General features: G+C 46.5%; 25 protein-coding genes. 20 read left to right on the top strand and 5 right to left on the bottom strand.

Going from position 1 to position 26,334, the window contains the following annotated elements:
- From recJ to djlA, 4 genes are all read right to left on the bottom strand, one after another.
- Positions 1–1,737 (bottom strand): single-stranded-DNA-specific exonuclease RecJ, encoded by a 1,737-nt coding sequence (gene recJ / locus QTP81_RS14530; protein WP_289366484.1) that lies wholly within the window; start codon positions 1,735–1,737, stop codon positions 1–3.
- Between the two features lie 58 nt (positions 1,738–1,795).
- The gene (gene dsbC, locus QTP81_RS14525) at positions 1,796–2,599 is read right to left on the bottom strand and encodes a bifunctional protein-disulfide isomerase/oxidoreductase DsbC (RefSeq protein WP_289366483.1); all 804 of its coding nucleotides are present in this window, start codon (positions 2,597–2,599) and stop codon (positions 1,796–1,798) included.
- Positions 2,600–2,807: 208 nt separating this feature from the next.
- A complete protein-coding gene (gene xerD, locus QTP81_RS14520) occupies positions 2,808–3,728 on the bottom strand; it encodes a site-specific tyrosine recombinase XerD (RefSeq protein ID WP_289366482.1) in 921 nt (306 codons plus the stop codon).
- Positions 3,718–4,557 carry a co-chaperone DjlA gene (djlA, locus tag QTP81_RS14515; RefSeq protein ID WP_289366480.1) on the bottom strand — a complete coding sequence of 280 codons (840 nt, stop codon included), beginning with the start codon at positions 4,555–4,557 and terminating at the stop codon, positions 3,718–3,720. The genes xerD and djlA overlap by 11 nt, the downstream gene beginning before the upstream one ends.
- A 230-nt stretch (positions 4,558–4,787) precedes the next feature.
- On the opposite strand from djlA, the gene QTP81_RS14510 reads away from it, so the two are divergent.
- The 15 genes from QTP81_RS14510 to QTP81_RS14440 all read left to right on the top strand — a co-directional run bounded on the left by QTP81_RS14510 (position 4,788) and on the right by QTP81_RS14440 (position 19,614).
- Positions 4,788–6,989, top strand: coding sequence for an LPS-assembly protein LptD (locus QTP81_RS14510; RefSeq protein WP_434532993.1), 2,202 nt, complete (start codon positions 4,788–4,790; stop codon positions 6,987–6,989).
- A 26-nt stretch (positions 6,990–7,015) separates the two neighbouring features.
- Positions 7,016–8,305: a peptidylprolyl isomerase SurA gene (surA, locus tag QTP81_RS14505; RefSeq protein WP_289366718.1), complete on the top strand. Its 1,290-nt coding sequence runs from the start codon at positions 7,016–7,018 to the stop codon at positions 8,303–8,305.
- Positions 8,306–9,286, top strand: coding sequence for a 4-hydroxythreonine-4-phosphate dehydrogenase PdxA (gene pdxA / locus QTP81_RS14500; protein ID WP_289366478.1), 981 nt, complete (start codon positions 8,306–8,308; stop codon positions 9,284–9,286).
- Positions 9,283–10,089, top strand: a complete 807-nt coding sequence (rsmA, locus tag QTP81_RS14495) for a 16S rRNA (adenine(1518)-N(6)/adenine(1519)-N(6))-dimethyltransferase RsmA (RefSeq protein WP_289366477.1) — start codon at positions 9,283–9,285, stop codon at positions 10,087–10,089. The genes pdxA and rsmA overlap by 4 nt, the downstream gene beginning before the upstream one ends.
- 11 nt (positions 10,090–10,100) lie before the next feature.
- Entirely contained in the window at positions 10,101–10,478 is a 378-nt protein-coding gene (gene apaG / locus QTP81_RS14490) for a Co2+/Mg2+ efflux protein ApaG (protein WP_289366476.1), read from the top strand.
- A gap of 2 nt (positions 10,479–10,480) precedes the next feature.
- Positions 10,481–11,293: a symmetrical bis(5'-nucleosyl)-tetraphosphatase gene (locus QTP81_RS14485; RefSeq protein ID WP_289366475.1), complete on the top strand. Its 813-nt coding sequence runs from the start codon at positions 10,481–10,483 to the stop codon at positions 11,291–11,293.
- A gap of 207 nt (positions 11,294–11,500) precedes the next feature.
- On the top strand, positions 11,501–13,525 hold the full coding sequence (locus tag QTP81_RS14480; protein ID WP_289366474.1) for a methyl-accepting chemotaxis protein: 2,025 nt from the start codon (positions 11,501–11,503) through the stop codon (positions 13,523–13,525).
- Between the two features lie 135 nt (positions 13,526–13,660).
- On the top strand, positions 13,661–14,011 hold the full coding sequence (locus QTP81_RS14475) for a hypothetical protein (RefSeq protein ID WP_289366473.1): 351 nt from the start codon (positions 13,661–13,663) through the stop codon (positions 14,009–14,011).
- A 126-nt stretch (positions 14,012–14,137) separates the two neighbouring features.
- Positions 14,138–14,740 carry a DUF2726 domain-containing protein gene (locus tag QTP81_RS14470; protein ID WP_289366472.1) on the top strand — a complete coding sequence of 201 codons (603 nt, stop codon included), beginning with the start codon at positions 14,138–14,140 and terminating at the stop codon, positions 14,738–14,740.
- Between the two features lie 82 nt (positions 14,741–14,822).
- A complete protein-coding gene (locus tag QTP81_RS14465) occupies positions 14,823–15,530 on the top strand; it encodes a 5'-methylthioadenosine/adenosylhomocysteine nucleosidase (protein ID WP_289366471.1) in 708 nt (235 codons plus the stop codon).
- 1 nt (position 15,531) lies between these two features.
- The gene (locus tag QTP81_RS14460) at positions 15,532–16,485 is read left to right on the top strand and encodes a cobalamin biosynthesis protein CobD/CbiB (RefSeq protein WP_289366470.1); all 954 of its coding nucleotides are present in this window, start codon (positions 15,532–15,534) and stop codon (positions 16,483–16,485) included.
- 10 nt (positions 16,486–16,495) lie between these two features.
- The gene (locus tag QTP81_RS14455; RefSeq protein ID WP_289366469.1) at positions 16,496–17,338 is read left to right on the top strand and encodes a cobalamin-binding protein; all 843 of its coding nucleotides are present in this window, start codon (positions 16,496–16,498) and stop codon (positions 17,336–17,338) included.
- Between the two features lie 77 nt (positions 17,339–17,415).
- Positions 17,416–18,807, top strand: coding sequence for an adenosylhomocysteinase (ahcY, locus tag QTP81_RS14450; protein ID WP_289366468.1), 1,392 nt, complete (start codon positions 17,416–17,418; stop codon positions 18,805–18,807).
- A gap of 10 nt (positions 18,808–18,817) precedes the next feature.
- Positions 18,818–19,189 carry a rhodanese-like domain-containing protein gene (locus tag QTP81_RS14445; protein WP_289366467.1) on the top strand — a complete coding sequence of 124 codons (372 nt, stop codon included), beginning with the start codon at positions 18,818–18,820 and terminating at the stop codon, positions 19,187–19,189.
- Complete coding sequence (locus tag QTP81_RS14440) at positions 19,186–19,614, top strand: hypothetical protein (RefSeq protein ID WP_289366465.1); 429 nt, start codon at positions 19,186–19,188, stop codon at positions 19,612–19,614. The genes QTP81_RS14445 and QTP81_RS14440 overlap by 4 nt, the downstream gene beginning before the upstream one ends.
- A gap of 18 nt (positions 19,615–19,632) precedes the next feature.
- On the opposite strand, the gene tyrS is transcribed toward QTP81_RS14440, so the two are convergent.
- Entirely contained in the window at positions 19,633–20,832 is a 1,200-nt protein-coding gene (tyrS, locus tag QTP81_RS14435; protein ID WP_289366463.1) for a tyrosine--tRNA ligase, read from the bottom strand.
- A 208-nt stretch (positions 20,833–21,040) separates the two neighbouring features.
- Here tyrS and QTP81_RS14430 point away from each other — a divergent pair, with 208 nt between their 5' ends.
- The 5 genes from QTP81_RS14430 to QTP81_RS14410 all read left to right on the top strand — a co-directional run bounded on the left by QTP81_RS14430 (position 21,041) and on the right by QTP81_RS14410 (position 26,305).
- Entirely contained in the window at positions 21,041–22,363 is a 1,323-nt protein-coding gene (locus QTP81_RS14430) for a peptidoglycan DD-metalloendopeptidase family protein (RefSeq protein WP_289366462.1), read from the top strand.
- A 9-nt stretch (positions 22,364–22,372) separates the two neighbouring features.
- Entirely contained in the window at positions 22,373–23,515 is a 1,143-nt protein-coding gene (locus QTP81_RS14425; RefSeq protein WP_289366461.1) for an anhydro-N-acetylmuramic acid kinase, read from the top strand.
- A 9-nt stretch (positions 23,516–23,524) separates the two neighbouring features.
- Positions 23,525–23,995 (top strand): Lrp/AsnC family transcriptional regulator, encoded by a 471-nt coding sequence (locus QTP81_RS14420; protein WP_289366460.1) that lies wholly within the window; start codon positions 23,525–23,527, stop codon positions 23,993–23,995.
- Between the two features lie 64 nt (positions 23,996–24,059).
- On the top strand, positions 24,060–24,611 hold the full coding sequence (locus QTP81_RS14415) for a DUF4136 domain-containing protein (RefSeq protein ID WP_289366459.1): 552 nt from the start codon (positions 24,060–24,062) through the stop codon (positions 24,609–24,611).
- A gap of 152 nt (positions 24,612–24,763) precedes the next feature.
- Positions 24,764–26,305, top strand: a complete 1,542-nt coding sequence (locus tag QTP81_RS14410; protein WP_289366458.1) for a leucyl aminopeptidase family protein — start codon at positions 24,764–24,766, stop codon at positions 26,303–26,305.
- Positions 26,306–26,334: the final 29 nt, after the last annotated feature.

Below are 26,334 nucleotides of genomic sequence, written 5' to 3'. Positions count from 1 at the left end.
TTAGACCTCTATCGCTTCCACTAATAATTGCAAGGAGCGCTTACCGCGAAACTCATTAACATCGAGTTTGTAAGCCAAATGCGCCGAACGTGCGGCCATGTTTGGCCATTTGTCGGTATCGACATTAAACGCTATCGCATCTAATAACTCACCATTGGCATCAGCAACAACCATCTTCAAGTGCTTTTCACCGACAATTCGCTGTTTAATTAGTGCAAAATGCCCGTCGAAGACCGGTTCAGCAAACCCCTGCCCCCAAGGCGCCGCGTGTTTTACCGTTGCGGCAAACTCTAGATTAAAGCAATCATCATCAAGCTCCCCGTCAGTGACTACGCAGTGACTCTGTAAGATACTGTCTTGCCATTGTTCGAGCGCGGTTTCAAATGCGCGTTGGAACTGGTCTAGTTTGTCTCTCTCAATACTCAACCCTGCCGCCATCGCATGACCGCCAAATTTAATAATAAGGCCTGGATTTTGGCTATTTACCAATTCAAATACATCGCGAATATGCACACCGCTGATTGAACGCGCAGACCCCTTCAACAGCGTTTCGCTGTCATTGGCAAAAACGATTGTTGGGCGATGTAATTTTTCCTTCAAGCGACCAGCAACAATACCTACCACACCAGCGTGAAACGTCGGTTGATAGACTACTAGACCATGCGGTAATTGCTCGTCGTTAATCCTAATGCCTTCCAATGCCGCCAATGCGTCTTGTTGCATGCTCTGTTCAATCTGCTTGCGCTCTTGATTAAGTCGATCGAGTTCAATGGCCAAATTGGTTGCGTGTTGATGATCATGAGTCAGTAAGCACGCAATGCCCAACGACATGTCATCTAGTCGGCCCGCGGCATTTAAGCGCGGACCAAGAACAAAACCTAAATCAGTAGAGGTGAGCTGCTCTTTTTGGCGATTGGCAGTGTTTAATAGCGCTAATATACCCGGCCTGCATTTACCCGCGCGGATCCTCTGGATCCCTTGGTGCACTAATATGCGATTATTACTATCCAAGGGCACCACATCTGCCACCGTGCCGACAGCCACTAGATCAAGATAGTTAGCCAAGTTGGGCGCTGATTGGCCGCGATGTGTAAACCAGCCAAGCTCATGCAGTTTAGCGCGCAGTGCTAGCAACACATAAAACGCTACACCAACACCAGCAAGAGATTTAGACGGAAACAAACACCCAGGTTGATTAGGATTCACGATGGCATCTGCTTCTGGCAGCTGCTCAGCTGGTAAGTGATGATCGGTGACTAATACTCGAATACCGAGAGACTTCGCGTGACTAACACCCGCGTGACAAGAAATGCCGTTGTCGACAGTGACGATTAATTGCGCGCCTTGCTCAGCTGCGATGTCGACAATTTGCGGCGTTAAACCATAACCAAACTCAAACCGATTAGGGACTAAATGATCAACGTGCTTGGCTCCCATTTCCGTTAGGGCTAATAAGCACAGTGCGGTGCTAGTAGCACCGTCAGCATCAAAATCACCCACGATGACAATTTTTTGATCTTCGCTTATGGCATTACAAAGCAATACAACCGCTGCATCTATGCCCAGTAATTGGTTGTAATTGGCCAACTGCTGCACGCTGCAATCCAACTCTTGCAAAGACTGGATCCCACGCTGTGCAAATACCCGCTGTAATACCGGATGCCAATGGCTGTTCTTTAGTTGGTCTAAAGTAGCAGAAGCTACTGATGGTTCAGCGCGAACAATGTTTACAGGCATGTATGTCTAGTTGCAGTGGAGGCACTTGATACCAAGTGCCGAAAAAATTCAACGGCAATTATGAATTATCTTTGATAGCTTGCTCAAGCACTTTCGCAGGCTGATAACCCGGAATAATAGTGCCGTTTGGCATAATGATATTAGGTGTACCTGTAACGCCTATTTGTTGGCCAAATCGATATTGGTCCGCAACGCTATTGGCACACTCTGCTGCATCGATTGAGTCGCTGAGCTTAGCCGCTGTCATTGCGTTTTGCGGATTCGCAGCACACCACACAGACACCATATCTGCATAACCTTGGCTATTTAAACCGGCGCGAGGAAACGCTAAGTAACGTACAGTTATGCCCAGATCGTTAAACTCTTCGATCTCGCGATGTAATTTGCGGCAATAACCGCAGGTGATATCGGTGAAAACACTGATCACGTACTTTTCATTTTCGGCTTTGAAATCAATTGTTTGACCTTCAAACTCAGCCAAACCATCAAGGCGCAAACCCGTCATAGCTAATTCGGTTTCGTTGCGCATGCCTTGATCTAAGTTGTACACGTTGGCGCGCAACAAGAACTGACCATCTTCACTCGCGTAAAACAATCCTCTTGCGGTAGTTAACTGCAACAATCCATTTACCGGTGATTCTGCAATGGCGGTAATTGGAATAGAGAGTTGACCTTGGATTTTACTCAAGACCTGCTGCATTGTTTTCTGCTCTGATGCGGTGCTCTGCGGTTCTTTCTTCACAACACTCTGATCGCCTGAGGCTGTGTCTAGTTGTTCATCGACTTGAGGATCATCAGCACAGGCTGATGTGGTTAATAATGCCGTCAACAACACCGTCACAGAAAAAACTTTTAATTTCACTCGCACTCTCTCAATTATAAATTGGCTATACCCACATAAGACCGGCAGCGCATGTGGAAACTTACAAATCTTGGATTCAAAATTTTACTGTGCACTTTTGCACACTGCCGCGAACGAAGATGGTAACAAAGTTTATCCAACATACAAACGCCCATCACAAATGCACAGGTACACCAGTGTATACCTTTTCCAGATGTGCAAGCGGTCATTAACCGCGCGGATGATGCGCGCCAACGATTGCTTGCAAACGTTCCTTGGCAACATGTGTATAAATTTGCGTGGTCGACAAATCGCTATGCCCCAGCAACATTTGCACTACGCGTAAATCGGCACCGTGGTTGAGTAAATGAGTAGCAAATGCATGCCTGAGCGTGTGTGGCGACAGCTTACTGCGTATTCCAGCGCGCTTCGCATACAATTTAATTCGGTGCCAAAATGTTTGGCGCGTCATCTGTAAACCCCGTCGACTAGGAAACACGATGTCACTGGTAGACTGAATCAAAATGGGTCGGGCAGTTCGAATATAGTACTCCAGCTGCTCAACCGCGGCCTCACCTAGAGGGACGAGTCGTTCCTTGTTACCTTTGCCGGTAACACGCACGACGCCTTGTGCCAAGCTAATTTGCGACAGCTGCAAACTGACCAATTCGGTTACCCGTAAACCGGTCGCATAAAGTGTCTCCAACATTGCGCGATCACGCATCTCCAGAGGATCATCTACCTTGGGCTCATCGAGAAGGGCTTCAACTTGACTTTCAGTCAAAGTACTTGGCAACTCGACGCTCAATTTGGGATTAGTTATTTGGCTTAACGGATTATCTTTGCGTACCCCATTCGCTATTTGACTCGCATAAAACGCCCGTAATGCACTTAAACTGCGGCTTGTACTGCGATGGCTTAAACCATTGTCGTGACGATAATGGACATATCGCTGGATTTGTTCTGCGCCAACATCATTGAGCAAAAAGTCGGCTACCTCATGGGTGTGCAAGTAGTCACAAAACTTACGAATATCGGTGCGATAGGCCGCTACAGTGTTATCGCTCAGCCCTTGTTCTAAGTAGAGCATCTGCAAAAAATCTTCGAGCAATATTTGATTTGCTGACGACAAGGTTAGCTTAGAAGCCACGCTGAGCCTTTACAAATTCATACGCTGACTGAATGTCCTGTGCTTTTTGCTTGGCAATTTGCATGGCCTGCTCGGGCAGCCCTTTGGATACTAGTTTATCTGGGTGATGCTGTGCCATTAATTTCCGGTAGGCTTTTTTAATCTCAGCATTGCTAGCCTTTGCTGTTACACCCAATATGCGATAGGCATCGGCTTCGCGTTGTTGGTTAGAGTACTGACTGTGCTGATTATTTTGTTGTTGACGCTGATGAGACTGGCCACGAAAACGGATCTCGGCTTCGTACATACTCACTAAGTAATCCAGCTCTCGGCGTTTAAATCCCATGCTGCGCGCGACTTTTTCTAGCACGCGGTACTCTTGCTCACTCAAGTGACCATCAGAAAAGCTGGCTTGGATTAAGATCTCAAGAAAAATTTGCAGGATGTCTCGTCTGCCATGGCATGACTCAACAAACTCTTTAACCGTCGCGGTTATTGGGTAATCAGCTGCCTTACCTTCGCGAAAAGCGTTTTGCGCGGCAGTGCGGTCCTCACCGGACAAATCCATTTCGTCCATGAGCCGTGTGGCCACTTGGATTTCTTCACTCGTTACCGCTCCGTCAGCTTTGGCCAAATGACCCAGCGACGCGAAGAGCGTGTGGAAGAAAATCGCTTGCTGCTTGAAGCTGTCGCTGTCGGTAAAAAAGCGACCAAAACCGCCCATTTGACTGAAATCCTGGCTGTAGCCTCGGTCAAACATGTGACCCACAATCAAGCCCAGGATAGCACCGGGTATCTTGCCGGCAGCAAAGCCCAGACAAAATCCGATTACTTTTCCCCAATACGCCATTTTTTTAAAAATTGTGATTATTTGAGATAAAATCCTAACTGATTGCTTGGGACAACTAAAGAAATTCGCAGAAAAAGCGACTAATTGCTTCGCTTGACTTGGTAAATCGGCGATAAAAGCATAAAATCACCGACCATAATAACAACGTATTTTGTTGCATTTGGACTTGCCTGAAGGCCAAATACAAAGCTAATCATGAGCGACGGGTATTGATTTTTAACCGTAACACCATTGTTTTGGGTATATTACTGCTACCAAGCGCGCTAGCACATGCCCAAGATCCTCTGGCACTATGTGCAGTGCCCCCTATCAGCTTCGATTCACAGACTCTGTCATCTGAAGGGGAAGTGGTGGTGCGCGCAAATCGGGCAGAAATCATTGAAAATCAGACTGCGATATTTGAAGGTAACGTCGACATTGTCAGCGATAAGGCGATTATTACCGCGACCAAAGCGATTATCGAAGATAATGGTAAAAGTGTTTTTGCCGAAGGAGATGTCACATATCAAAACGAGCAGTTACGGGTTGAAAGCGCTTCGGTAAACCTCGAATCAGAGACTCAACAACTCAACCTAATCTCGACTCGCTATCAGTTGACAGGATTCGTCGGCCATGGCTCGGCAGACCAAATCGCTGTAGATGCCAATAGTGGCCTGTCATTGCAGGATGTAACCTTCACCACTTGTCCGCTGGGTGGTGAAGATTGGCAAATTCGCGCCAGTGAGATCAGTATCGAAAGAGATTCAATTTTAGGTGAAGCGAAAAATACCCGTTTTTACATCGGCGGAGTACCTGTTTTCTATCTGCCTTATTTTGCCTTTCCGGTATCTGACCAGCGTCAAACAGGTCTATTATTTCCCAATTTAACCAGTTCGAGCGCAACCGGTGTAGATATTGAGCAGCCGTTTTACTGGAATATTGCGCCGAATTACGACATGACAATCTCTCCGCGTTATATGACGCAGCGTGGCTTACAGTTAAAGACAGAATTTCGCTACCTGATGAACAACGCCATTGGTAATATCGACTTAGAATATTTACCCAGCGATAGAGATATAAACAGTGAAGACAATGACCGTTATTTCTACCGTTTTTTTCACCAAGGTCAATTTGCTGAAAACTGGCAACTTAATATCGACTTTAATGGCTTGAGTGATGACAACTATATTGTCGATTTAGGCTCAGATTTTTATAACCGCGCAGATACCCATCTGTACCGCACACTGGGTGTTTCTTATTACACGCAGAATTTAGATTTTACTGCGCAATTGCGCGATTTTGCTGTGATTGGCGACCATCCCGACACTTACAGAGCGTTACCCGAAACTAAGCTAGAGTATCGGTCTAGCTTGAATGAGTACATGGACTTACGCGTGAATTCTGAGTTGGCTTATTTTGAAAACTCACTCGAGAGTCAACCCGAAGCATTGCGCTTTCATTTGGCTCCCACCTTGTCTATTCCCTATCAACGTCAGTGGGGTGAGTTACTCGCTGAAGCCAGTGTGTTGAACACCTATTACAAACAAGAAAATATTGAAAACACTGCACTGAGTGAAGAAGTAACACGTACCTTAGGGCAAGTACGGTTATACGGAAACGTGATTTTTGAACGTCAGCAGCAGTGGCAAGGACAAACATCGACCATTACACTGGAACCGCGATTCCAATACCTATATACCAGTTTCGAAGACCAATCAGATATCGGATTGTATGACACAACTCTACTTTTAAACGATGTGGAAGGTTTATTCCGTGGGCAAGAATTTACTGGCCTTGATCGGATCAGTGACAACAATCAATTCACCCTGGGTATTACCAGTCGAGTGTTGAACAGCGCCAACCGCGAACAGTTAGTCGTCAGTGTTGGTCAAATATTTTATTTTGCCGACAATAAAGTCGCTGCGGCAGCTAAAGATCAGGACAGCTCTGCAATTGCTGCTGAACTAGACTGGCGAGTCAATCAACGTTGGCTAGTTCATACTGACGTTCAAGTCAGCAGTGATTCTGATAAAGTAGACCGCAGTAGTTTGTCACTCGAATACCGCCGCGACGAAGAAAGCCTTGTGCAATTAAGTCACCGTTACGTCCGAAATCTATCCGGTGAACAAATTGATCAAATTGGCCTATCGGCGAGTTGGCCGATTACTGATAAGTGGCATTGGGTCGGTCGTTATTATCGCGATCTGAACTTAAATCGAAGTATAGAATCTTACTTCGGGTTACAATATGAATCTTGTTGTTGGGCTGTGCGATTTGTCGCTCAGCGTCATTTAAGTAATCGTATTGACGGCGGCGGTATGCAGAGTATCAATGAATTTGATTCTGGTATCGCCCTCCAGTTTATTTTTAAGGGTATTGGCTCGACCAAAAACAATCGAGACATGCTAGAAGACGGCATGTTCGGCTATCGCCAACCCTATGTTTTAAATTAATTAAATAGAGAAAAGCTATTCCTATGATGAAGTCTGCATTCTTATCGTTAGTCCTGTTAATCATGACTAGTCCACTGGCCGCACAAGAAGTCAAACTCGACAGTGTCGCCGTAATTGTTGACCAAGGGGTTATTCTCGAAAGTGAAATCCAAGACTTGATTACTACGGTTAAGCGCAACGCGGTGGTCAACAATCAGTCATTGCCATCCGATCGCGCGTTGCGCACTCAGGCAATTGAGCGACTGATCCTGACTAATCTACAGATGCAGATGGCTGACCGGATGGGGATTCAGATTAGTGATCCACAACTCGATCAAACAATACGCAATATCGCGCAAAATGAAGGTATGACATTAGAACAACTGCGCAAACAAATCGCATTAGAAGGGCTTACTTACGACGACTATCGTGAAAGCATCCGCCAAGAGCTGATCACAGGTGAAGTGACTCGAGCCAATGTTCGTCGTCGCATTTATATCACGCCACAAGAAATTTCAACGTTGGTTGATTTGATGGATCAACAGGGTGCTGAGCAGGCGGAGTACCAGCTCGGCCATATCCTGATCGGTTTTCCTCCTCAAGCGACTGATGATGACATTGAAGCAGCCAAAGAACGAGCTGAACGCGTGATCGAACTATTAGAATCTGGCTCTGATTTTGCGAAAATTGCCATCGCTTCTTCGTCCGGTGCTGAAGCTTTAGAAGGTGGTGATATGGGTTGGATGAACATCAACTCTATGCCCACCTTGTTTGCCGAGGCTGTCCAGTCTAAACGTAAAGATGCGTTGATTGGGCCAATCCGTAGCGGCGCAGGATTTCACATTCTTAAGGTGCTCGACACTCGCGGAATCGAGATTGTTGAAGTAGAAGAAGTTAATGCTCGTCATATTCTCATCGAGCCATCAATCATTCTCAGTGAAGACCGCGCGAGAGAAATGCTGGAAGAATTTAAACAGCAGTTAATTGCGGGTGAAGCTGACTTCGCCGAGTTGGCCAAAGAACACTCGGCCGACCCCGGCTCAGCACTGCGAGGCGGTGAATTGGGCTTCGCCGACCCCAATATCTACGTCCCTGCATTCCGCGACGCGCTCGCGGACTTAGGCCCAGACGAATACAGTGAACCGGTTCGTTCAGTACATGGTTGGCATTTGATTCAATTGATTGAACGGCGCATAGACGACGCCACAGAGCGACGCAAAGAAGATCGCGCTTATCAACTAATATTCAACCGTAAGTTTGCTGAAGAAACCGATAGCTGGTTGCGTGAAATGCGTGATGCCGCTTATATCGAGGTGGTTGGTGACGGAAACGCTTAAATGACTATTCGCATTGCTATCACTCCGGGCGAGCCCGCTGGTATAGGACCGGACCTGTTGATCAAAGTAGCTCAGCAACAATGGGATGCACAACTGGTTGTTTGTGCAGACCAAGAAATGCTCTTGCAACGCGCCGAACAATTAAACCTGCCGCTTACGCTAATCCCTTTCGATGCTGAGCATTTAGCGACCCAAGGGCCTGGAGAGCTATACGTCAAGCATATCCAATGTGATAAGCCAGTGGTCACTGGGCAGTTAGATAGCGATAATGGCCATTACGTAGTCGAAACGTTACGAGTTGCCTGCGAAGGCAACATGAATGGATTGTTTGATGCTGTTGTAACCGGGCCCGTCCACAAAGGCACGATAAACCAAGCGGGCATCTCATTTAGTGGCCACACCGAATATTTTGCCGCACAGTCAAACACTATCGATGTCGTTATGCTGTTAGCTACCGAGGGATTGCGAGTGGCTCTGGCAACTACACATATTCCGCTTGAATATGTATCAAAAGCAATTACCCGCGACCGCCTGCACAAAGTCATTCATATTATCAATACCGATCTACGGCTTAAGTTTGGGATTGAAAACCCTAGAATTTATGTTTGTGGTCTCAATCCACATGCCGGTGAAAACGGACATTTAGGTAAAGAAGAAATTACAACGATCAGCCCCGCTCTTGAAGAGCTGCGTGCCGAAGGATTAACGATTATTGGCCCATTGCCCGCTGACACTATCTTCCAACCCAAATACTTGGAAGATGCCGATGTGGTATTAGCGATGTATCACGATCAAGGTCTACCTGTGCTTAAATATAAGGGCTTTGGCGCTTCAGTAAATATTACCATGGGCTTGCCATTTATACGCACTTCAGTTGATCACGGTACCGCCTGTGATCTCGCCGGTACAGGTAACATCGATGCAGGCAGTATGCACTTGGCAATGAGTAAAGCCCTTGAGTTAGCGAACCGCAAAGTATGAGTAAGACCCATTTAGGCCATACGGCTAGAAAGCGTTTTGGACAGAACTTCTTACACGATGAATACATCATCGATAAGATAGTCGGAGCCATAGCACCGCGTAACGATCAGAAAATGGTGGAAATTGGTCCGGGCTTAGGCGCTTTAACAGAACCAGTGTGTGAGCAAATCGACCAACTCACCGTTATTGAATTAGATCGGGATTTAGCCAAGCGCTTAAGACATCACCCGTTTATGCAGTCTAAGTTAACCATCATTGAACAAGACGCGTTGAACTTTGACTTTGCAAGCTTAGTCGAGAATGAAAAGAAAATTCGTGTGTTCGGTAACCTTCCGTACAACATTTCTACACCATTGATGTTCCACCTGTTTAGTTTTACTGGGTGTATAGAAGATATGCACTTTATGCTGCAGCAAGAAGTGGTTAATCGATTGGCTGCAGGTCCGAATCACAAAAACTACGGTCGATTGTCGGTGATGGCGCAATATTACTGTAAAGTCATGCCCGTGCTGCCTGTGCCCCCCAGCGCATTTAAACCAGCACCCAAAGTAGACTCAGCGGTAGTGCGACTGATTCCTTACGAACAGCCCCCCGTGCAACTGATCAATGTTGAAAAGCTCAACCAGGTATGTGCCATGGCGTTTAACCAACGGCGCAAAACTATTCGCAATAGCCTGAAGGAATTAATCAGCGGCGAACAATGGAATGCATTGTCGGTATCACCTGATTTACGCGCTGAAAATCTTTCATTGACCCAGTATGCCGAGTTAGCTAATTTTGTTGCATCAAACTCGAGTGCGTAGAGTCCAGCAAAATGATCATTTCCTCTGATATCAAAGTTCAGGTACAAACACGGTATTTAGAAGACCATGTATCCGTTGAAGAAGGTAAATTCGCGTTTGCATATCGAGTTAATATTGCCAATCACGGCAAGCAACCTACACAATTGTTAAGTCGCTATTGGTTGATCACAGATGGCAACGGCAAGACATCGGAAGTACAGGGTGATGGCGTGGTAGGCAAACAGCCAACCATTCAGCCTGGCGAATCATTTACGTACACAAGTGGCGCCGTTATCGAAACGCCAGTAGGCAGCATGCAAGGTTATTATGAACTGCAAAATGCAGATGGTGAACGAGTCAAGGCTGCAATCGATATCTTTAGTTTACGCGTCCCAAATATTGTGAACTGATTTTGGCTAATTATATCGTTGGCGACATTCAAGGTTGCTATACGGCTTTGCAAAAGCTCCTTAAGAAAGTTAATTTTAATCCCGCGCACGATACGTTGTGGGCGGTCGGTGACTTGGTTGCACGCGGCGATGATTCCCTTTCTACATTGGATTTTTTATACGACCTTGGCGATAGCTTCCAAACGGTTTTGGGCAATCACGATCTGCATTTATTGGCTATTAGTCAGGGTATCCGTGGCGCTAAACGCAATGATAATCTCGACAAATTGTTACGCGCAAAATCTCTCCCTCGGTTACTCGACTGGTTGCGTCAAAAGCCTCTGGCAAGAATGATAGATAAAAACACGTTGCTGGTTCACGCAGGACTATACCCTAAATGGTCTTTCCAAGACTGTTTAAAATACAGCGATTCTGTGACCAAACGGTTGCGCAGCGATAAGCTCCATGACTTTTTACAAAACATGTATGGCGATGCCCCAAAAAATCTTGATTCTGCAGCGAATGGTGTCGAAAAACGTCGATTTTACGTGAATGCAATGACTCGGATGCGCTTTGTAGATGCCGATTTGAACCTCGACCTCTCGATCAAAGTGTCACCACTTCAGGCGCCCAAAGGCTTCGCACCTTGGTTCACAATACCCAACCCAGAACGCAAGAAAAAGCAACGTATTGTTTTTGGTCACTGGGCCGCACTCAACGGATTACTGCATGATCCATTGAACATCGGACTCGATACTGGTTATGTGTGGGGGGGGAGTTTAACAGCGTTAAGACTGGAAGATATGAAGTTTTTCGCCTATAACAAACAATCTTAAAGTGTAAAGTATTTAGGTCGATATACTGAACATGCACTTTGCATCGACACCTGTCCACGGAAGCTAGGGTCGCTAACGAGTTAAACCAGGAAATTGTTTTTTTAACTCAAGGGGATGTATTTATCGCGAGTTTTTGTCACACTTGGTTACAAAATAACAAAGCGTGCAACATCCAAGTTGTAACTCTACTAAAGCTCAGGAGCTCACATGAGAATCACAGTCGCAAGACGGATCTATGGCGGTTTTGCAACCATAATCGTCTTACTGCTTTTCATTAGCCTTACGTCGCTTAGTAATCTAAACGATATTCAAACCCAAACCGAGCGCGTCAATCAAGTTGCGATACCGACAGTTGCCGGCAGTAATGGGCTAAAGGCTTCATTTCTCAACATGGGCCGCCTGACATTCGAAGCCTACTTCGAACCAACTCTGGATGGGCTTGCCGAAAAAAGGCAAAGTTTTACCAACAGTAAAAATAACTTCACGTCTGAACTTACGACACTCGAACAGGTGGTCGCCAATGATGATGAGTTGCGCAGTGCATTAGCGTCGGTAAAGTCAACATTCGCCGAATACGATGCCAATGTAACAGCGATGTACGACAATCACCAGCGCGAGTTGGAGCGCCGTAATCAGGTACAAGATAAGATCGGTGATTTGGAAGACAGTGCAGACGACGCCTCGTCTTATATCCTAGACTTCAGTGACTTAGATGAAGTGCAAGACAATGCGGGTTTATCGCGCGCAGCAGAGATCGGCAGCGATATCGAAGGCAACTTGTTGTCGCTAGTGACAGTCGCTATCGAATATTCAAAAACCCAAACATTGCAGCGTGCAGACCTCATTGGTAATGAAGTTGAATTGATCGTAGGACAAGTCGCTTCGCAATTATCCGAAATGCAACAAGCTGAAGCAGGCCAAGATAGTTCAGGCACTATGTCAGATATCTCTGAGCTCATCAGTGCTGCTACGTCAGCCATTAGTGCGAACGACGGTATATTGGCGTTGCATGTTGAGCGCCTAGAGCGGGCGATCGCTGCGCGTGAAGCCTTGGATGCATCAGATGCCAATATTCAACAGGCCATTGGAGAACTCAATAGCCTACTCGCGCTAGCTGATAACAAAGTGAAAGAGACCGAAGAGAGTGTTAACTCTTCCGTCAGTACAGCAAATACGAGCATTATAATTATCGTTTTGATTTCCCTAGCTATCGCTGGAGCAATTGCCTTTTTAACAGTTACCGCAATCATCAAGCCACTGTCGAAAGTAAATGAGTTACTCAACATTGCTGCGTCAGGTGATCTAACCCATAAACTTAACGAAAGCAGTAAAGATGAATTCGGTGACTTATCGCGTAACTGTAATAACTTGATCAAGAGCTTAACCACTTTGATCTCCGGTATTCGCTCACGCGCCGAACAGCTCGCTGCTGCTTCTGAACAAACCTCTGCAGTTACGACTCAAACTACCAACTCAATTCAGGATCAGAAGTCGCAAATTGCTCAAGTCGCTACAGCTACTACTGAGATGCACAGTACTTCTCAAGTGGTTACGCAAAGTGCCGAAGACACTCTTGCGCAAATCAAGCACGCAGACAGCGAAGCTCAAAAGGTACGCGCTATTTCGATGGAAAATAAAGGGACTATTGAAGTCCTTGCTACCGATGTTGAGCAGGCAGCAGAAGTCATTAACAAATTGCATCAAGACAGCGCAAGCATTGGCGGTATTCTTGACGTTATTCGCGGCGTTGCCGACCAAACGAACCTGCTTGCACTTAACGCTGCGATTGAAGCGGCTCGTGCCGGTGAACAAGGTCGTGGATTCGCAGTGGTTGCTGACGAGGTTAGAACCTTGGCGAGTCGAACTCAAGAGAGTACCCAAGAAATCAATGCCATGATTGAAGTCTTGCAAGCAGGGGCTGAGAAAGCCGTTGCAGTAATGAATCAAGGCAAAGAGCAAACAACCGTGTGTGTGGCACAGACCGAGAAAGCAACTCAAGCGTTAGATTTAATTACTGACGCGGTTCATCGTGCCCATGATGTAAGCTCACAAATCGAACAATCGGCACGCGAGCAAAATGTTGTTTCGCAAGAAATTAGCGAGCGCTTAGAAAGCATTGTTGGCATTGCAGAGGAAACCACTATTGGAGCTCAGCAAACGTCGCAATCATCGCGCGAGGTGGCCAAGCTTGCCGAAGAGTTACAGCAATCCATTCAGCAGTTTAAAGTGTAACGTTAAGAACATGACAAAACGCGGCTTACGCCGCGTTTTTTTATACTTCATACCCAGGTATAAAATACGCGATTGCTGGTTCACAACTGGCGAGCTATATTTTATTTATCAAAACTCTAAGATTGAATGACTAACATGCGATATAAAGCTATAGGCACTTTATTATTAACTTGGCTGGCGGTTCCAACTTTTGCCGATGACCACGCAAGCACGTGTCCATCGTCCTTGGCGGGGGTAAGCGTGCATCAGCAAGCCAAAATGTGCCAACAATTCAACCCAAGCCAGCATAGCGAACATCAATCACTGAGTTACTTTGTCCCCTTATCTAGTGAACAACTAGTTACCTATTATCAAGCCAAACACGCAGAGTTAACCGTTCACTCGACCTTTAATCAACGTATTTTGTTAACCATGCAAGAGACGAGAATCCGCGTAGCGATATCACCGGATCACAACGGCAGTCAGGTCGACATTCTCGTTCTATAACACTTTTGCGCTGTCACTGGAAAAAGTGGCACTAGCATTGCAACTCCTCTCTCAGTAATCAAGGTGCGCACTCAGGCTGTCAATCTTTTGACTATCCGGGCGTTTTTATGCTTTTTGAGGTTAATCATGGAATTAGCAATTATACTATTAATGCTGCTTGTCTTTGTCGGTGTCGGCGCTGTCAAACTAAGTGCCCAATCTACAGTCACTCAACTGTCTTTTCCGTTTCGACGTCGAGAGCAACTCTTTACTCCAGTAGAACGCAACTTCTTAGAACTTTTAGAAAAAGCCGTGGGACATGAGTTTCGCATTGTTTGTCGAGTGCGCTTGTCAGACTTGATAAGCGTTAAGCGCGGTACGGCGAGTAAAAATGGCAAAGTGGCATTAGCGAAAGCCGTGGGCAAACAGCTCGACTTTGTATTATGCCGAAAAGACACTATGGATCCTGTACTTGCATTAGACCTAGTTTATCAGCAAGGTAAAGACGGCTATAAACTGCAACGCGATTGGTTTGTAAATGGTGCTTTGGACGCTGCAAAAGTGCCGCACATGCGTGTGAAAGTGAAATCGGGTTACACAGTTTCCGAAGTGCGCGAGAGCATTGAGCTTAAACTTATACCGTATCGCAAAGCGCTGGCTCAAGAGCCCTTAGTTAATGGCAACGGTAGGTTACCTGACGGCAATAAACGCCCGACTCGGCCACTGCGCTCAAGTCGAGTCGCTGCGTAAATGTGAGAAATCGCATTCAGCGGTGTTAGTTTGGCCCCAATTCGATTAAACTGCGCGCAAATTTGTTCGCTAGAAATCGATTATGAAAATTGCCATTTTAGGTGCGATGGATCAGGAAGTCGCACTGTTAAAATCCTCTCTTGAAAATGTCCAAGTGGCAGAGTATGCACACTTGGAATTTTATTCTGGTCAGCTACACGGCGTCGATGTTGTCGTCGCCAAATGCGGCATTGGTAAAGTCGCGGCTTCAGTCGCGACCACGATATTAATCGACCAATATGCACCAGACTATGTTGTTAATACGGGCTCCGCAGGAGGTTTTGATCCAACTCTTGAAATCGGTGACCTCGTTATCGCCAGTGGCGTTCAACACCATGATGTGGATGTAACACATTTCGGCTACGCTCGTGGTCAAGTGTTTGGCATGCCTGATATATACCCTTGCGACGTCCATTTGATTGAAGCGGCTGAGCAAGCGGCGTCTGACGTTGTTCACATTACCAGCAAACGAGGCTTAATCTGTACCGGTGACTCATTCATTGGTTGCGACGAAGCAGCTGAACGCCTACGCGGCCTGTTCCCTGACATGTGCGCTGTCGAAATGGAAGGTGCTGCAATTGGCCAAACCTGCTTTATGTTTGACACGCCGTTTTTGGTCATTCGCTCACTGTCTGACATTGCTGGTAAAAGCAGTTCAGTTTCGTTTAAATCATATTTAGATAAAGCGGCCCAACACTCGGCACAACTCGTAATGGGGATGGTTAAAGAAATGGCGCAAACTGCGGTTTAATATGGGTTTCGAAGCTGTTTGGTCGTTCCCACTGCTGCAATCGGCACTGTTGATCGGTGCCGTATTATTGATTGACAGTATTTGGGAGTGGCCACCAAAGTTCCACCCTCTTGTATTTTTTCGTTATTTGGCAACGCAAATGGCCAAGCGCGTAAATCGCGCAGAGAAAAGCAGCGCACAACAAAATAAAATTGCAGGCAGTTTGGCACCACTGGTTATTATCGCTCCGCTACTAGTCATCATACATATCGCATTATCACTGGTACATAACAGCTGGTTTTTTGCCGCATTAATACTTTGGATTGCGCTGAGTTTCCACTCGGACTTCAAGCGCTTCAAACGGGCAAAGCGCACCATCGAAGCAGAGCAGAAACACCTCACCAAGGAAACGTTACAGCATCTTGTACAGCGCGATACGCAGCAACTCTCCGCGTTAGGCACTGGCAAAGCCGCAATGGAAAGTATTGTTTTACGGTTTTATTATCAAGTCGCTGTTACCGCATTTTGGTTTTTTGTCGCAGGACCTGCCGTTGCATTAGGCGTTAGGTTACTTTATGAGTGCCAACAAGTTTGGCCCACTCGCGAAACTCGCTTTCGTTATTTCGGTGCCCCAGTGCGCTCTATTTATGCTTGGCTAGCCGCTCTGCCCGTATTAATCAGCAGCTTGTTTATCGGCCTTTTTTATCGCCCAGTGCAGGTCATTCCCACTTGGTTTACACAGTTAGTTGGCCACAACCGCAATCGTATTTTAGCGATCAGCGCGGCAGGCATAAATGCAGAGCTCGGCGGTCCAGTTATGGTAGCCGGCAAAAAAATACGGCTGCCGCGATTCAATCGTCAACATCCGACAAAAATAGGCCATTTAGCCATAACACAGCAATATATCACTGGCTGCAAAGCAATTTTGGCCGTCAATTACCTGCTTATTGCAACCATTATTTTTGGAGTGATCTAGCGTGTTTATTATGCCTCGGTTGAAATTCGCAGTTGCTCTGATGATCAGCAGCCTGTTACCCAGTTGCGCAATCGCACAGAGCACACCACAACGGATAGTTACTCTCGCCCCACATTTAACTGAGTGGGTATACTTGCTCAATGCGGAAAGTTCGTTAGTAGCGGTCAGCGCCTATAGCAACTTCCCGGCTGCGGCTCAGTCATTGCCTGTCGTTGCCGACGCCAATGGCGTTAATTTTAAGAAACTATTAGCACTTGAACCTGATTTAGTATTGGTCTGGTCTGGTGGCAATAAGCCACAAGATATTAGTCGACTGGAATCAATGGGTATTGCACTGTTTATCTCCCTACCACGCCAGCTTGACGATATTAGTAAGGAGATTGTGCGACTCGGAGAGCATTTACAGCAGAGAGAAAAAGCGCTCGATTCTGCCCACCAATTTGACCAGCGACTGGCACGACTGCGTTCAACATATGCGAAGCAACCCTCTTTATCGGTATTCTATTACAGCTGGACTAAGCCACTTATGAGTATTGGTGCGAATGCCTGGGGTAATCAAGCCCTTGCTGTGTGCGGTGCGGAAACGTTATTCGCCGATTCACCTACTGACTATCCTGAAGTCAGGATGGCAGAAGTGCTAAAACGCCAGCCACGCGCAGTGATATCACTGCTGGCGGAACCATTGGCCGAGCAACGTGCTTTTTGGTCTCCCCACCGCACCGTGTTACATGCTCCCTTGTTGCTCGTCGATGCCGATAAGATCCACCGTTTTACGCCTCGCATATTAGATGCGATTGAACCATTGTGCGAACAACTCCACACAATCCGACTTGCGTCTACTCCACATTCATAGTTGTACTTTGGGTTTTTGAACCTTAGTCGATATACTACGTAAAGATATTAACTCAACAACAAAAGCACAAAGTGACTATGAATCAAGAAAACCATGTAATGGCAACTGGCGACTACAAAGTCGCAGACATTTCCTTGGCCGATTGGGGCCGCAAAGAACTCACCATCGCTGAAAGTGAAATGCCGGCGTTGATGAAAATTCGTGAGAAGTATTTAGCGGAACAACCCCTTAAAGGTGCCAAAATTCTTGGTTGTATTCATATGACCATTCAAACCGGTGTCCTGATTGAAACGTTGGTCGCTTTGGGTGCCGATGTTCGTTGGTCGTCTTGTAATATATTTTCGACTCAGGACCATGCAGCTGCAGCGATTGTTGCCGGTGGCGTGCCGGTTTTTGCTTGGAAAGGTGAGACCGAAGAAGAATACGAGTGGTGCTTAGAGCAAACTATCTTAAAGGATGGTAAGCCATGGGAAGCCAATATGGTTCTCGATGACGGTGGTGACCTAACACAGATGCTTCACGATAAGTATCCAGAAGTACTGGAAAACGTACATGGTATCACTGAAGAGACTACCACCGGTGTTCATCGTCTCCTTGACATGCTTAAAAACGGTGAACTTAAAGTTCCAGCAATCAACGTTAATGATTCGGTAACTAAATCAAAAAATGACAACAAATACGGTTGTCGCCACAGTTTAAGTGATGCAATTAAACGTGCCACTGACCACTTATTGATGGGTAAAAAAGCCCTAGTGATTGGCTACGGTGACGTAGGTAAAGGCTCAGCCCAATCGCTACGTCAAGAGGGTATGATAGTAAAAGTAAGTGAAATAGACCCGATTTGTGCGATGCAAGCGTGTATGGATGGATTCGAAGTAGTGTCTCCTTACATCGACGGCTTAAATACTGGCGATGGTACAAATCTCAACAGGGATTTACTGAGTAACACTGACTTACTTGTTACTACAACTGGTAACGTCAATGTGTGTGACAAATACATGTTAGGTGGCTTAAAAGCCGGTGCAGTAGTTTGTAATATTGGTCACTTCGACAACGAAATTGATACCGCCTACACGCGAGAGAATTGGCGTTGGGAAGAGATCAAACCACAAGTTCACAAAATCTATCGCAGTGATTCGGCTGCCGATCATTTAATTCTTTTATCTGAAGGGCGTTTAGTAAATCTCGGTAACGCTACGGGTCACCCATCGCGCATCATGGATGGATCGTTTGCCAACCAGGTCTTGGCACAAATCCATTTGTATAAACAAAGTTATGCTACGCTTAGTAGTGAACAGCAAGCTGAACTATTACGCGTCGAAGTATTGCCTAAACACTTAGACGAAGAAGTCGCTCGCTATATGGTAGAAGGCTTTGGTGGTGTCATCACACAACTGACTCAACAGCAAGCCGACTATATTCAAGTGGCCGTTGAAGGACCCTTCAAAAATGATGAATACCGCTACTAAGGAGTCTTTTGTGAAATCGTTTCTGGCGCTTTTCATTGCACTTTTGAGTCTAACGGTTATAGCCGAAGAAGCAGTCGATATAAAACCCGCTGAACTGTTACAGGCTGACACGTCTGAGTGGTTAATCATTGATGTGCGAAGTGCCGAGGAATATGCCGAAGGGCATGTTCCCGGCGCGATTAACATTCCGCACACTGATATGGCCGCGCAAATGAGTACAATCCAGACTTACAAAGACAAACCAGTAGTTGTTTACTGTCGGTCTGGCTATCGGGCCGGCAAGGCCGCTGATGTTTTAATCGAAGCTGACTTCAGTGACGTACGTCATTTAGAAGGCGACATCATGGGATGGCGCAATGCAGGGCATGAGCTAGAGCAATGACTCTTTCGCGCCGGTGGCAAGATAAATATGCCAGTTACCAGCTAACCGTACACGATAAGTTTATTGAGTCACTCATTATCGGTGCCATCGGCGATGACATTACTGCTCGCTTTCGCAAAGATATACACGAACTAGCCCTTCAATATGGTGGCCGACCTTTCGGCTATTTTGCTGACTTGAGTCAGTCAGAGGGCTATACGGGAATTGCCGAAAAAGAAATTATTAAAGCCTACCAAATCTGCCTGCAATGCGGCTGTGTGATTGACGCTATGATTGTGTCGTCACCTTTGGTTAAATCGCAAATGCAACGCGTTAGCGATATTCTCGATATTGATATACCGCTTAATGTGCGCTTATTTGATAATCGCGACGATGCCGTCGCTTTCGTTGAAAAAATTGTCGATAAACAGATAGCCGCGCTGTAGCGCGGCTGGATTGTGAAATTACTGCAAAGTGACCCTAGCAAACTTTCGTTTACCCACTTGATATACCGCTTGGCCTGCAGCTGCTATTACCATGCGAGTATCAGTGACTTTTTCACCATCAATTTTTACCGCGCCCTGCTTGATCATACGCATAGCCTCTGATGTTGAGGCCACCAAATTAGCCTCTTTCAACAAGTTGCCAATGGCCATGCCATCTGCGGGTAACACGAGTTCGTGTTCAAGCATTTCATCAGGTATGGCGTTTTTGCTAAAGCGTTGAATAAAGTCTTGGTGAGCAGCCTCCGCATCTGCTTGAGTATGAAAGCGGGCAATCAGTTCTTTTGCCAACGTGATTTTCGCATCGCGCGGATTACCGCCATCAGCAACAGTCTGTTTGATCCGCGCGACTTCCTCGAGCGGCTTAAAGCTAAGTAGATCATAGTAACGCCACATCAAATCGTCAGAAATCGACATGACCTTACCAAACATTTCGTTAGGGGCATCCGTGATGCCAATATAGTTATTCAGCGACTTAGACATTTTTTGTACACCGTCTAGCCCTTCGAGTAACGGCATCATTAATACCGTTTGCTGTGACTGCCCCTGCTCCTTTTGTAGCTCTCGGCCCATTAACAGGTTGAAGCGTTGGTCTGTGCCACCAAGCTCAACGTCACTTTGCAGGGCTACAGAGTCCCACCCTTGTACCAGTGGGTAGAGAAATTCGTGGATCGCAATTGGCTGGCCGTTGGCATAGCGTTTCTTAAAATCGTCGCGTTCCAGCATCCGCGCAACCGTTTGACTAGCCGCCAGTTTGATCATCCCTGCTGCGCCCATTTCATCCATCCATTCACTGTTAAAGCGCACCTGCGTTTTTTCCGGATCCAAAATTTTAAAAACTTGCTGTTTATAAGTTTCGGCGTTAGCCAATACCTGCTCGCGCGACAACGGTTTGCGCGTGACATTTTTACCGGTAGGATCGCCGATTAAACCCGTGAAATCGCCAATAAGAAAGATCACTTCGTGACCTAATTGCTGGAAAGCACGCAACTTGTTAATCAACACTGTATGGCCAAGATGGAGGTCTGGTGCTGTTGGATCAAAGCCCGCCTTAATGCGCAATGGCTTGCCCGTTTTTAACTTCTCAACGAGCTCCGCTTCGACCAAAATATCATCCGCGCCACGCTTAATTTCTGCTAACGCAGCTTGCCAATCCGCCATGTCTTTATCCAACCCATTAATCCAACTTCACAAAGGCCAAGTAGTTTACGATTTGAGGGGCGCCATTGAAAGTCTAGGGTATGAAAAAATATCAACCGGTCGTTTTTTAACCACCTTTGTAACCATTAAAAACAGGGCTTTAGACTGGAGTTTCGAGATTATTCGTTATATTCTGATTACGAGTTGTAGCTAACGTATTTGTACTGAAATGAAACAACAGCTGAAATCCCTATTTCACGCCCTTCCACCGCGACATAAAGTAGCCGTTTCCGCGACAGCTGCAATGTGCGCGTTGGTGCTGTTTTTTCCTTCGGAGCCTGTAGTGGCATCACGCCATGCTGAAATTAGTCAACTTGAAACTGGCGTTCGCTATCAAGTCGATTTACCCGAGCTAAACTCTACACACGTTGACGTTTTTGACAACGAGTCTCAATGGGTAGATTACACGGTCAGATCTGGTGATACTCTGGCACGTATTTTTAAGCGCGCAGGACTGACTCCTCGAGATACTCATGAGGTATCACGGGCTGGCGAATTAGCGAAAATGCTGATTTCGTTAATGCCTGGCGAGCAGATCAGTATCAAAATCAATGAAGAGGGCCTCTTCAGCGGTCTTAAGTACCAATACTCACCAACAGATACTTTGTACATAGAGGCTGCCTACCCCGAGCCAGGCGTTGTTAAGTCGCGCACTATAAATTCTCATATCGAACAAAAAGAAGTCGATATTCGCCTGAGTTTTGCACAAGGTGAGATCTCAAGCAGTTTCTGGAACGCCGGTGTTGAAGCCGGTCTAACCGACAATCAAATAATGGAGCTCGCCGGTATCTTCGGATGGGACATTGACTTCGCTTCCGAGATCCGCAGTGGTGATACGTTTAACATCGTATTTGAAGAACAGTACATCGCTGGCGAATTTATTGGTTATGGCGACATCGTCGCAGCTGAATTCGTCAACCAGAACGAAGAATTCAACGCGATTAAATTTACTGATGGCAACTATTACACATCAGACGGTCGCAGTATGCGCAAAAGCTTTCTACGCGCACCAATCCATTTCACTCGCGTGAGTTCTAACTTTAACCCTGTGCGTTTCCACCCAGTACTCAAGCGAATTAAGCCACACCGCGGTGTAGATTACGTTGCACCGATTGGCTCCCCTGTAATGTCAGCGGGTGACGGCAAAGTGATTAAATCCGGATACGATAAATACAATGGTCACCATGTCTTTGTACAACACGGTGAGAAATACACAACCAAATATCTGCACTTCAAGAGTCGTGCTGTCAAAGTCGGTGAAACCGTCAAGCAAGGTCAAGTCATTGGCTATTTGGGTAGCTCGGGCATGGTAACCGGGGCTCACTTGCACTATGAATTTTTAGTCGACGGTGTGCATCGCAACCCGCGGACTGTTGAACTACCCAAAGCCGACCCGATTGACCCGCGACAACGCGCAGAGTTTGAACAAATCGCCGCGACTCGCTTAGCACAGCTAAGTAATAACAAGCGCATAATGTTAGCCATGAACTAAGCGCCACTGATGGCATCTGATGCACTTTTTATCGGTCTGATGTCAGGCACAAGTATGGACGGTGTAGACGCCGTGCTCGCCTCAATATCGTCAACCTCTGCCAACGTCATAGCCCATACTCACTGCCCTTATCCTGCGCCTTTACTTGCGCAATTACAGACACTGTGCACCTCAGGTGATCACGAAATAGAATCCCTTGGTATAGTAGAAAATGGTGTTGCAGAAGTTTTTAGTCAAGCTGTTGAGCACTTATTGGCAACTTCGAACGTTAACGCCGAGCAAGTAACTGCGATTGGTTCCCATGGCCAAACCATTCGTCATCGCCCAACCGAGCGCCGAGGCTACCCCAACAGTAGATTTACACTACAGGTCGGTGATCCGAATATTATTGCTACTCGCACTCAAATACCCGTGGTTGCTGATTTTCGCCGCAAGGATATGGCGCTTGGTGGTCAAGGCGCGCCATTAGCTCCGGCCTTTCATCATGCAATGCTCAGCAGCCCTGATGAGGCTCAAATCGTGCTGAATTTGGGCGGTATTGCCAACATCACGTATTTACCCGCCACACACAGTAAAAACTTACAAGAGACTGTAGTGGGTTTTGATACCGGCCCAGCCAATACCTTACTGGATGCCTGGTATCGACGTTTTCACGGCGGTGCTTACGATGTTAGTGGTGCTTGGGCGGTAAGCGGTAGCCCGCAACAAAAAGTCATTGAGGCTTGTTTGCAAGACCCATACTTTAGTCTCCACTTCCCTAAAAGCACGGGTCGCGAGTACTTCAATTTAACCTGGCTTGAATCACGTGTCCCCGATTTAATGAACTATGCTCCGGCAGATATCCAGGCAAGCCTGTTACTCGTCACTGCGCGCTCAGTCGCGACGGCGATAGAATCATTTCCGTCAGCTCAGAAAGTGTTAGTCTGTGGTGGCGGAGTGTTCAATCAATACCTAATTAAGACGCTAAGCCAAATACTGCCCCGTTATACGATTGCCTCCACTGCGACAAAAAATATTCATCCCATGCATGTCGAAGCACTTGCTTTTGCATGGTTAGCACATCAATATTGGCATAAATTACCGGGTAATATGCCAGCAGTGACCGGCGCCCGGGCAGCAGCTGTACTAGGCAGCTTAGTGTTACCTATTTAAGGCAAGCTTATGGCAAGGAAACAGCTTTTAGATCCCACTGATGTGCAATTATTAGCGCACCTCTATGCAAACCCAAATCTAAATAACAAGACGCTAGCAGAAGCCGTAGGTCTTGCGCCTTCATCCTGTCATGAGCGCGTCAAGCGCTTATATGCCAGCGAAGTAATACGTTCGAGCATGCTACAAGTCGATCATGAAGCTTTAGGTGGTCACATTCAGGCAATGGTTGCAGTGCGTTTGTCAAATCACGACCGCGATACGATTGCCGGCTTTCAAGCCGATCTACTCGACACAAATGAGGTTGTTAGTCTCTATCACACTGGCGGCGAGAATGACTTCCTGTTGCATGTAAGCGTACCTAACGCACTGCATTTACGCGATTTTGTTTTTGATGCAATCACGGCAAGAACAGAAGTAAACCACGTAGAAACCGCGCTCGTATACGATGTACAGGTCAGTCAAAAACTGCCACACTATTAAAATTGATGAACTAGATCGGCGCCATGCCGGTCTATATTAAAAACCATAACGCAGAGGAATCAACATGCCGCGTAGCCGTATCCTGTTAATCGCTTTTTTAAGCTTTATTCTCAGCGCATGCACTCTTGCCCCGAGAGTAAACACGGACTTTGATACTAGCGCCAATTTCGACCATTTGAAGACATTTGCATTTGCACCTGAAGCAAGTAGCGATGGCTCTGTGACCACTTTACTCAACAAGCGTGTTAAAGATGCTATAACTAGCGCTCTGCAAGGCCAAGGGCATCAACTCGTCGCAGAGAGTGGCGCTGACTTTTTAGTCGCATTCCACACCAGCTACGAAAAACGCATCGATGTGGATACTTACTACACAACATGGGGGATTCGTCCGTTCTGGTGGTATGGGCCTTATCATCGTGCACATGTGCCCACCACGCGTGTGCGTGAGTACACAGTAGGGACATTAGTTGTCGATATAATCGATGCTAAAGCAAAAACTGTCGTGTGGAGCAGCTCTGCCGCTAACACATTATCTAAGAGCTTATCCCCTCAAGAGCGTGAAGAAAAAATTAATCGAGTAGTCAGTGCTATGATAGCCGAGTTCCCCCCCCAGTAAGTGCTATCCAAAACCAATAAAAACCTGATTAAAGTTTCACTTTATTCAGGTTTTTTTGTGCGTTTGAATCAGTAACATGAGCCCAGTCTGAACGTCTCACGCGCAGCCAAGCGGATGACGTTAAAACAAATAACTGTGCTATGGAGATAAGCATGCGCAAACTTTTAACCACTGCTTTAGCCCTTTTTTCTGTGATTACTTCTGCTTTTGCTACACCGGTAAATTTTAACGTAGCTGAACGCCTGCCAATCAATGACGGCAAGACTGCCATCGTAATGTCTGACTCACTTAGCCTAAGTGAGCTTGGTCAACAGCTCAATCAAACTAGTAATGGCGAGTTTTTACGCCAATTAAAGGCAGCCCTGAGTGATGACGAACATGCTATGCACCTAACGTTTCACGGCGTGGGAAATTTTAATACGGTGTACGTCAAGTTGTTAGCCGAGACACCTGTGCGCGAAAACGTTGCGTGGCAAAATCTCGGTGGCGAGATTACAGCGTGGCTCCAAGACAAGGCTGCAAAGCCCCTCCCAGTTTTGTTTGATATTCCGGGTATAACCGCTGAACAGCAAGCCAACGCGATGCTTGGCATGACACTACGCGGATATCACTTTAGTCGCTATCAACAAGACAAGCCTCTTGATCAACATTTTATTCTCGTAAGCTCTGTTGCGTCTGAGGCACAACAAATCTTCAATCAGGATCTTGTACATATCGCCGATGGCATTTACCTGGCTCGGGATATGGCTAATGAACCAGGTAATGCAGTGTATCCGATAGAATTTGTCGATCGTATCAAAGCGCAGTTCAAAGGCGTCGACAACGTCGATATTAAAGTATTGAACGTGCGTCAAATGCGCAAACTCAATATGGGAGCCCTACTCGGTGTCGGACGCGGCTCAATTCACGAGCCTCGTTTATTGGTTATTGAATACAACGGCGTGAATGACGGTCACGCGCCGATTGCGTTGGTAGGTAAAGGGGTGACATTCGACACTGGCGGTATCAGTCTCAAGCCCAATAACAATATGTGGACAATGAAATCCGATCTATCCGGCGCTGCGGCGGTGGCGGGTACCATGTTAGCCATTGCTAAACGCGAGGCGCCGGTCAACGTGGTTGGATTGATGCCACTGGCTGAAAATATGCCGGCTGAAGACGCTATCCGTCCAGGAGATGTATTATTGACCATGCAGGGCACTAGCATTGAGATTATATCTACTGACGCCGAAGGTCGCTTATTGCTAGCTGATGCCGTTTACTATGCCCAACAAGAATACAAGCCACGTTTGCTAGTCAATATTGCGACACTGACAGGCTCAGCAGTGCGTGCGCTTAGTGATGAGTATGCAGCTGTGATCACACGTGACTTTGCGCTTGCACAACGAATGATGAGTATTGGTGAGGCTTCTGGTGAGCACGTTTGGCCATTACCACTGCATCCTAACCACTTTAAACAAATCAAATCAGAGACGGCAGATATTAAGAATTCTGGCGCTGGTAATCCTGGTGCGAGTATTGGTGCAGCTGTCGTTGCAACGTTTGTCGACGAGTCCTTGCCTTGGGTACATTTAGACATTGCCGGTGTCGATTATTTGACCGAAGCCAACTCTGTTACACCACGTGGCAAAGCTGGCTGGGGCGTCCGATTCATGGATCAGTTGATCCGTCAAGAGAGCGAAACTAGTCAATAAGATTGCAGCGCAGTCAAGCCAAGTGATTG

It is taken from the genome of Neoalteromonas arenosi (genome assembly GCF_030362855.1).
Classification (GTDB): domain Bacteria; phylum Pseudomonadota; class Gammaproteobacteria; order Enterobacterales; family Alteromonadaceae; genus Alteromonas_E; species Alteromonas_E arenosi.
Note: the sequence above shows the minus strand (reverse complement) of the source record. Positions and strands in the feature narration are given on the sequence as shown.

What these genes read in the sequence shown, in the direction of transcription:
- QTP81_RS14440 (WP_289366465.1), top strand. Translation starts at nt 19,186, where the DNA reads ATGACTCTTTCGCGCCGGTGGCAAGATAAATATGCCAGTTACCAGCTA.
- QTP81_RS14410 (WP_289366458.1), top strand. Translation starts at nt 24,764, where the DNA reads ATGCGCAAACTTTTAACCACTGCTTTAGCCCTTTTTTCTGTGATTACT.
- QTP81_RS14465 (WP_289366471.1), top strand. Translation starts at nt 14,823, where the DNA reads ATGAAAATTGCCATTTTAGGTGCGATGGATCAGGAAGTCGCACTGTTA.
- apaG (WP_289366476.1), top strand. Translation starts at nt 10,101, where the DNA reads ATGATCATTTCCTCTGATATCAAAGTTCAGGTACAAACACGGTATTTA.
- tyrS (WP_289366463.1), bottom strand. Translation starts at nt 20,832, where the DNA reads ATGGCGGATTGGCAAGCTGCGTTAGCAGAAATTAAGCGTGGCGCGGAT.
- QTP81_RS14455 (WP_289366469.1), top strand. Translation starts at nt 16,496, where the DNA reads ATGCCTCGGTTGAAATTCGCAGTTGCTCTGATGATCAGCAGCCTGTTA.
- QTP81_RS14430 (WP_289366462.1), top strand. Translation starts at nt 21,041, where the DNA reads ATGAAACAACAGCTGAAATCCCTATTTCACGCCCTTCCACCGCGACAT.
- ahcY (WP_289366468.1), top strand. Translation starts at nt 17,416, where the DNA reads ATGAATCAAGAAAACCATGTAATGGCAACTGGCGACTACAAAGTCGCA.
- QTP81_RS14415 (WP_289366459.1), top strand. Translation starts at nt 24,060, where the DNA reads ATGCCGCGTAGCCGTATCCTGTTAATCGCTTTTTTAAGCTTTATTCTC.
- QTP81_RS14460 (WP_289366470.1), top strand. Translation starts at nt 15,532, where the DNA reads ATGGGTTTCGAAGCTGTTTGGTCGTTCCCACTGCTGCAATCGGCACTG.
- rsmA (WP_289366477.1), top strand. Translation starts at nt 9,283, where the DNA reads ATGAGTAAGACCCATTTAGGCCATACGGCTAGAAAGCGTTTTGGACAG.
- QTP81_RS14425 (WP_289366461.1), top strand. Translation starts at nt 22,373, where the DNA reads ATGGCATCTGATGCACTTTTTATCGGTCTGATGTCAGGCACAAGTATG.
- QTP81_RS14480 (WP_289366474.1), top strand. Translation starts at nt 11,501, where the DNA reads ATGAGAATCACAGTCGCAAGACGGATCTATGGCGGTTTTGCAACCATA.
- surA (WP_289366718.1), top strand. Translation starts at nt 7,016, where the DNA reads ATGAAGTCTGCATTCTTATCGTTAGTCCTGTTAATCATGACTAGTCCA.
- recJ (WP_289366484.1), bottom strand. Translation starts at nt 1,737, where the DNA reads ATGCCTGTAAACATTGTTCGCGCTGAACCATCAGTAGCTTCTGCTACT.
- QTP81_RS14475 (WP_289366473.1), top strand. Translation starts at nt 13,661, where the DNA reads ATGCGATATAAAGCTATAGGCACTTTATTATTAACTTGGCTGGCGGTT.
- pdxA (WP_289366478.1), top strand. Translation starts at nt 8,306, where the DNA reads ATGACTATTCGCATTGCTATCACTCCGGGCGAGCCCGCTGGTATAGGA.
- QTP81_RS14420 (WP_289366460.1), top strand. Translation starts at nt 23,525, where the DNA reads ATGGCAAGGAAACAGCTTTTAGATCCCACTGATGTGCAATTATTAGCG.
- QTP81_RS14470 (WP_289366472.1), top strand. Translation starts at nt 14,138, where the DNA reads ATGGAATTAGCAATTATACTATTAATGCTGCTTGTCTTTGTCGGTGTC.
- djlA (WP_289366480.1), bottom strand. Translation starts at nt 4,557, where the DNA reads ATGGCGTATTGGGGAAAAGTAATCGGATTTTGTCTGGGCTTTGCTGCC.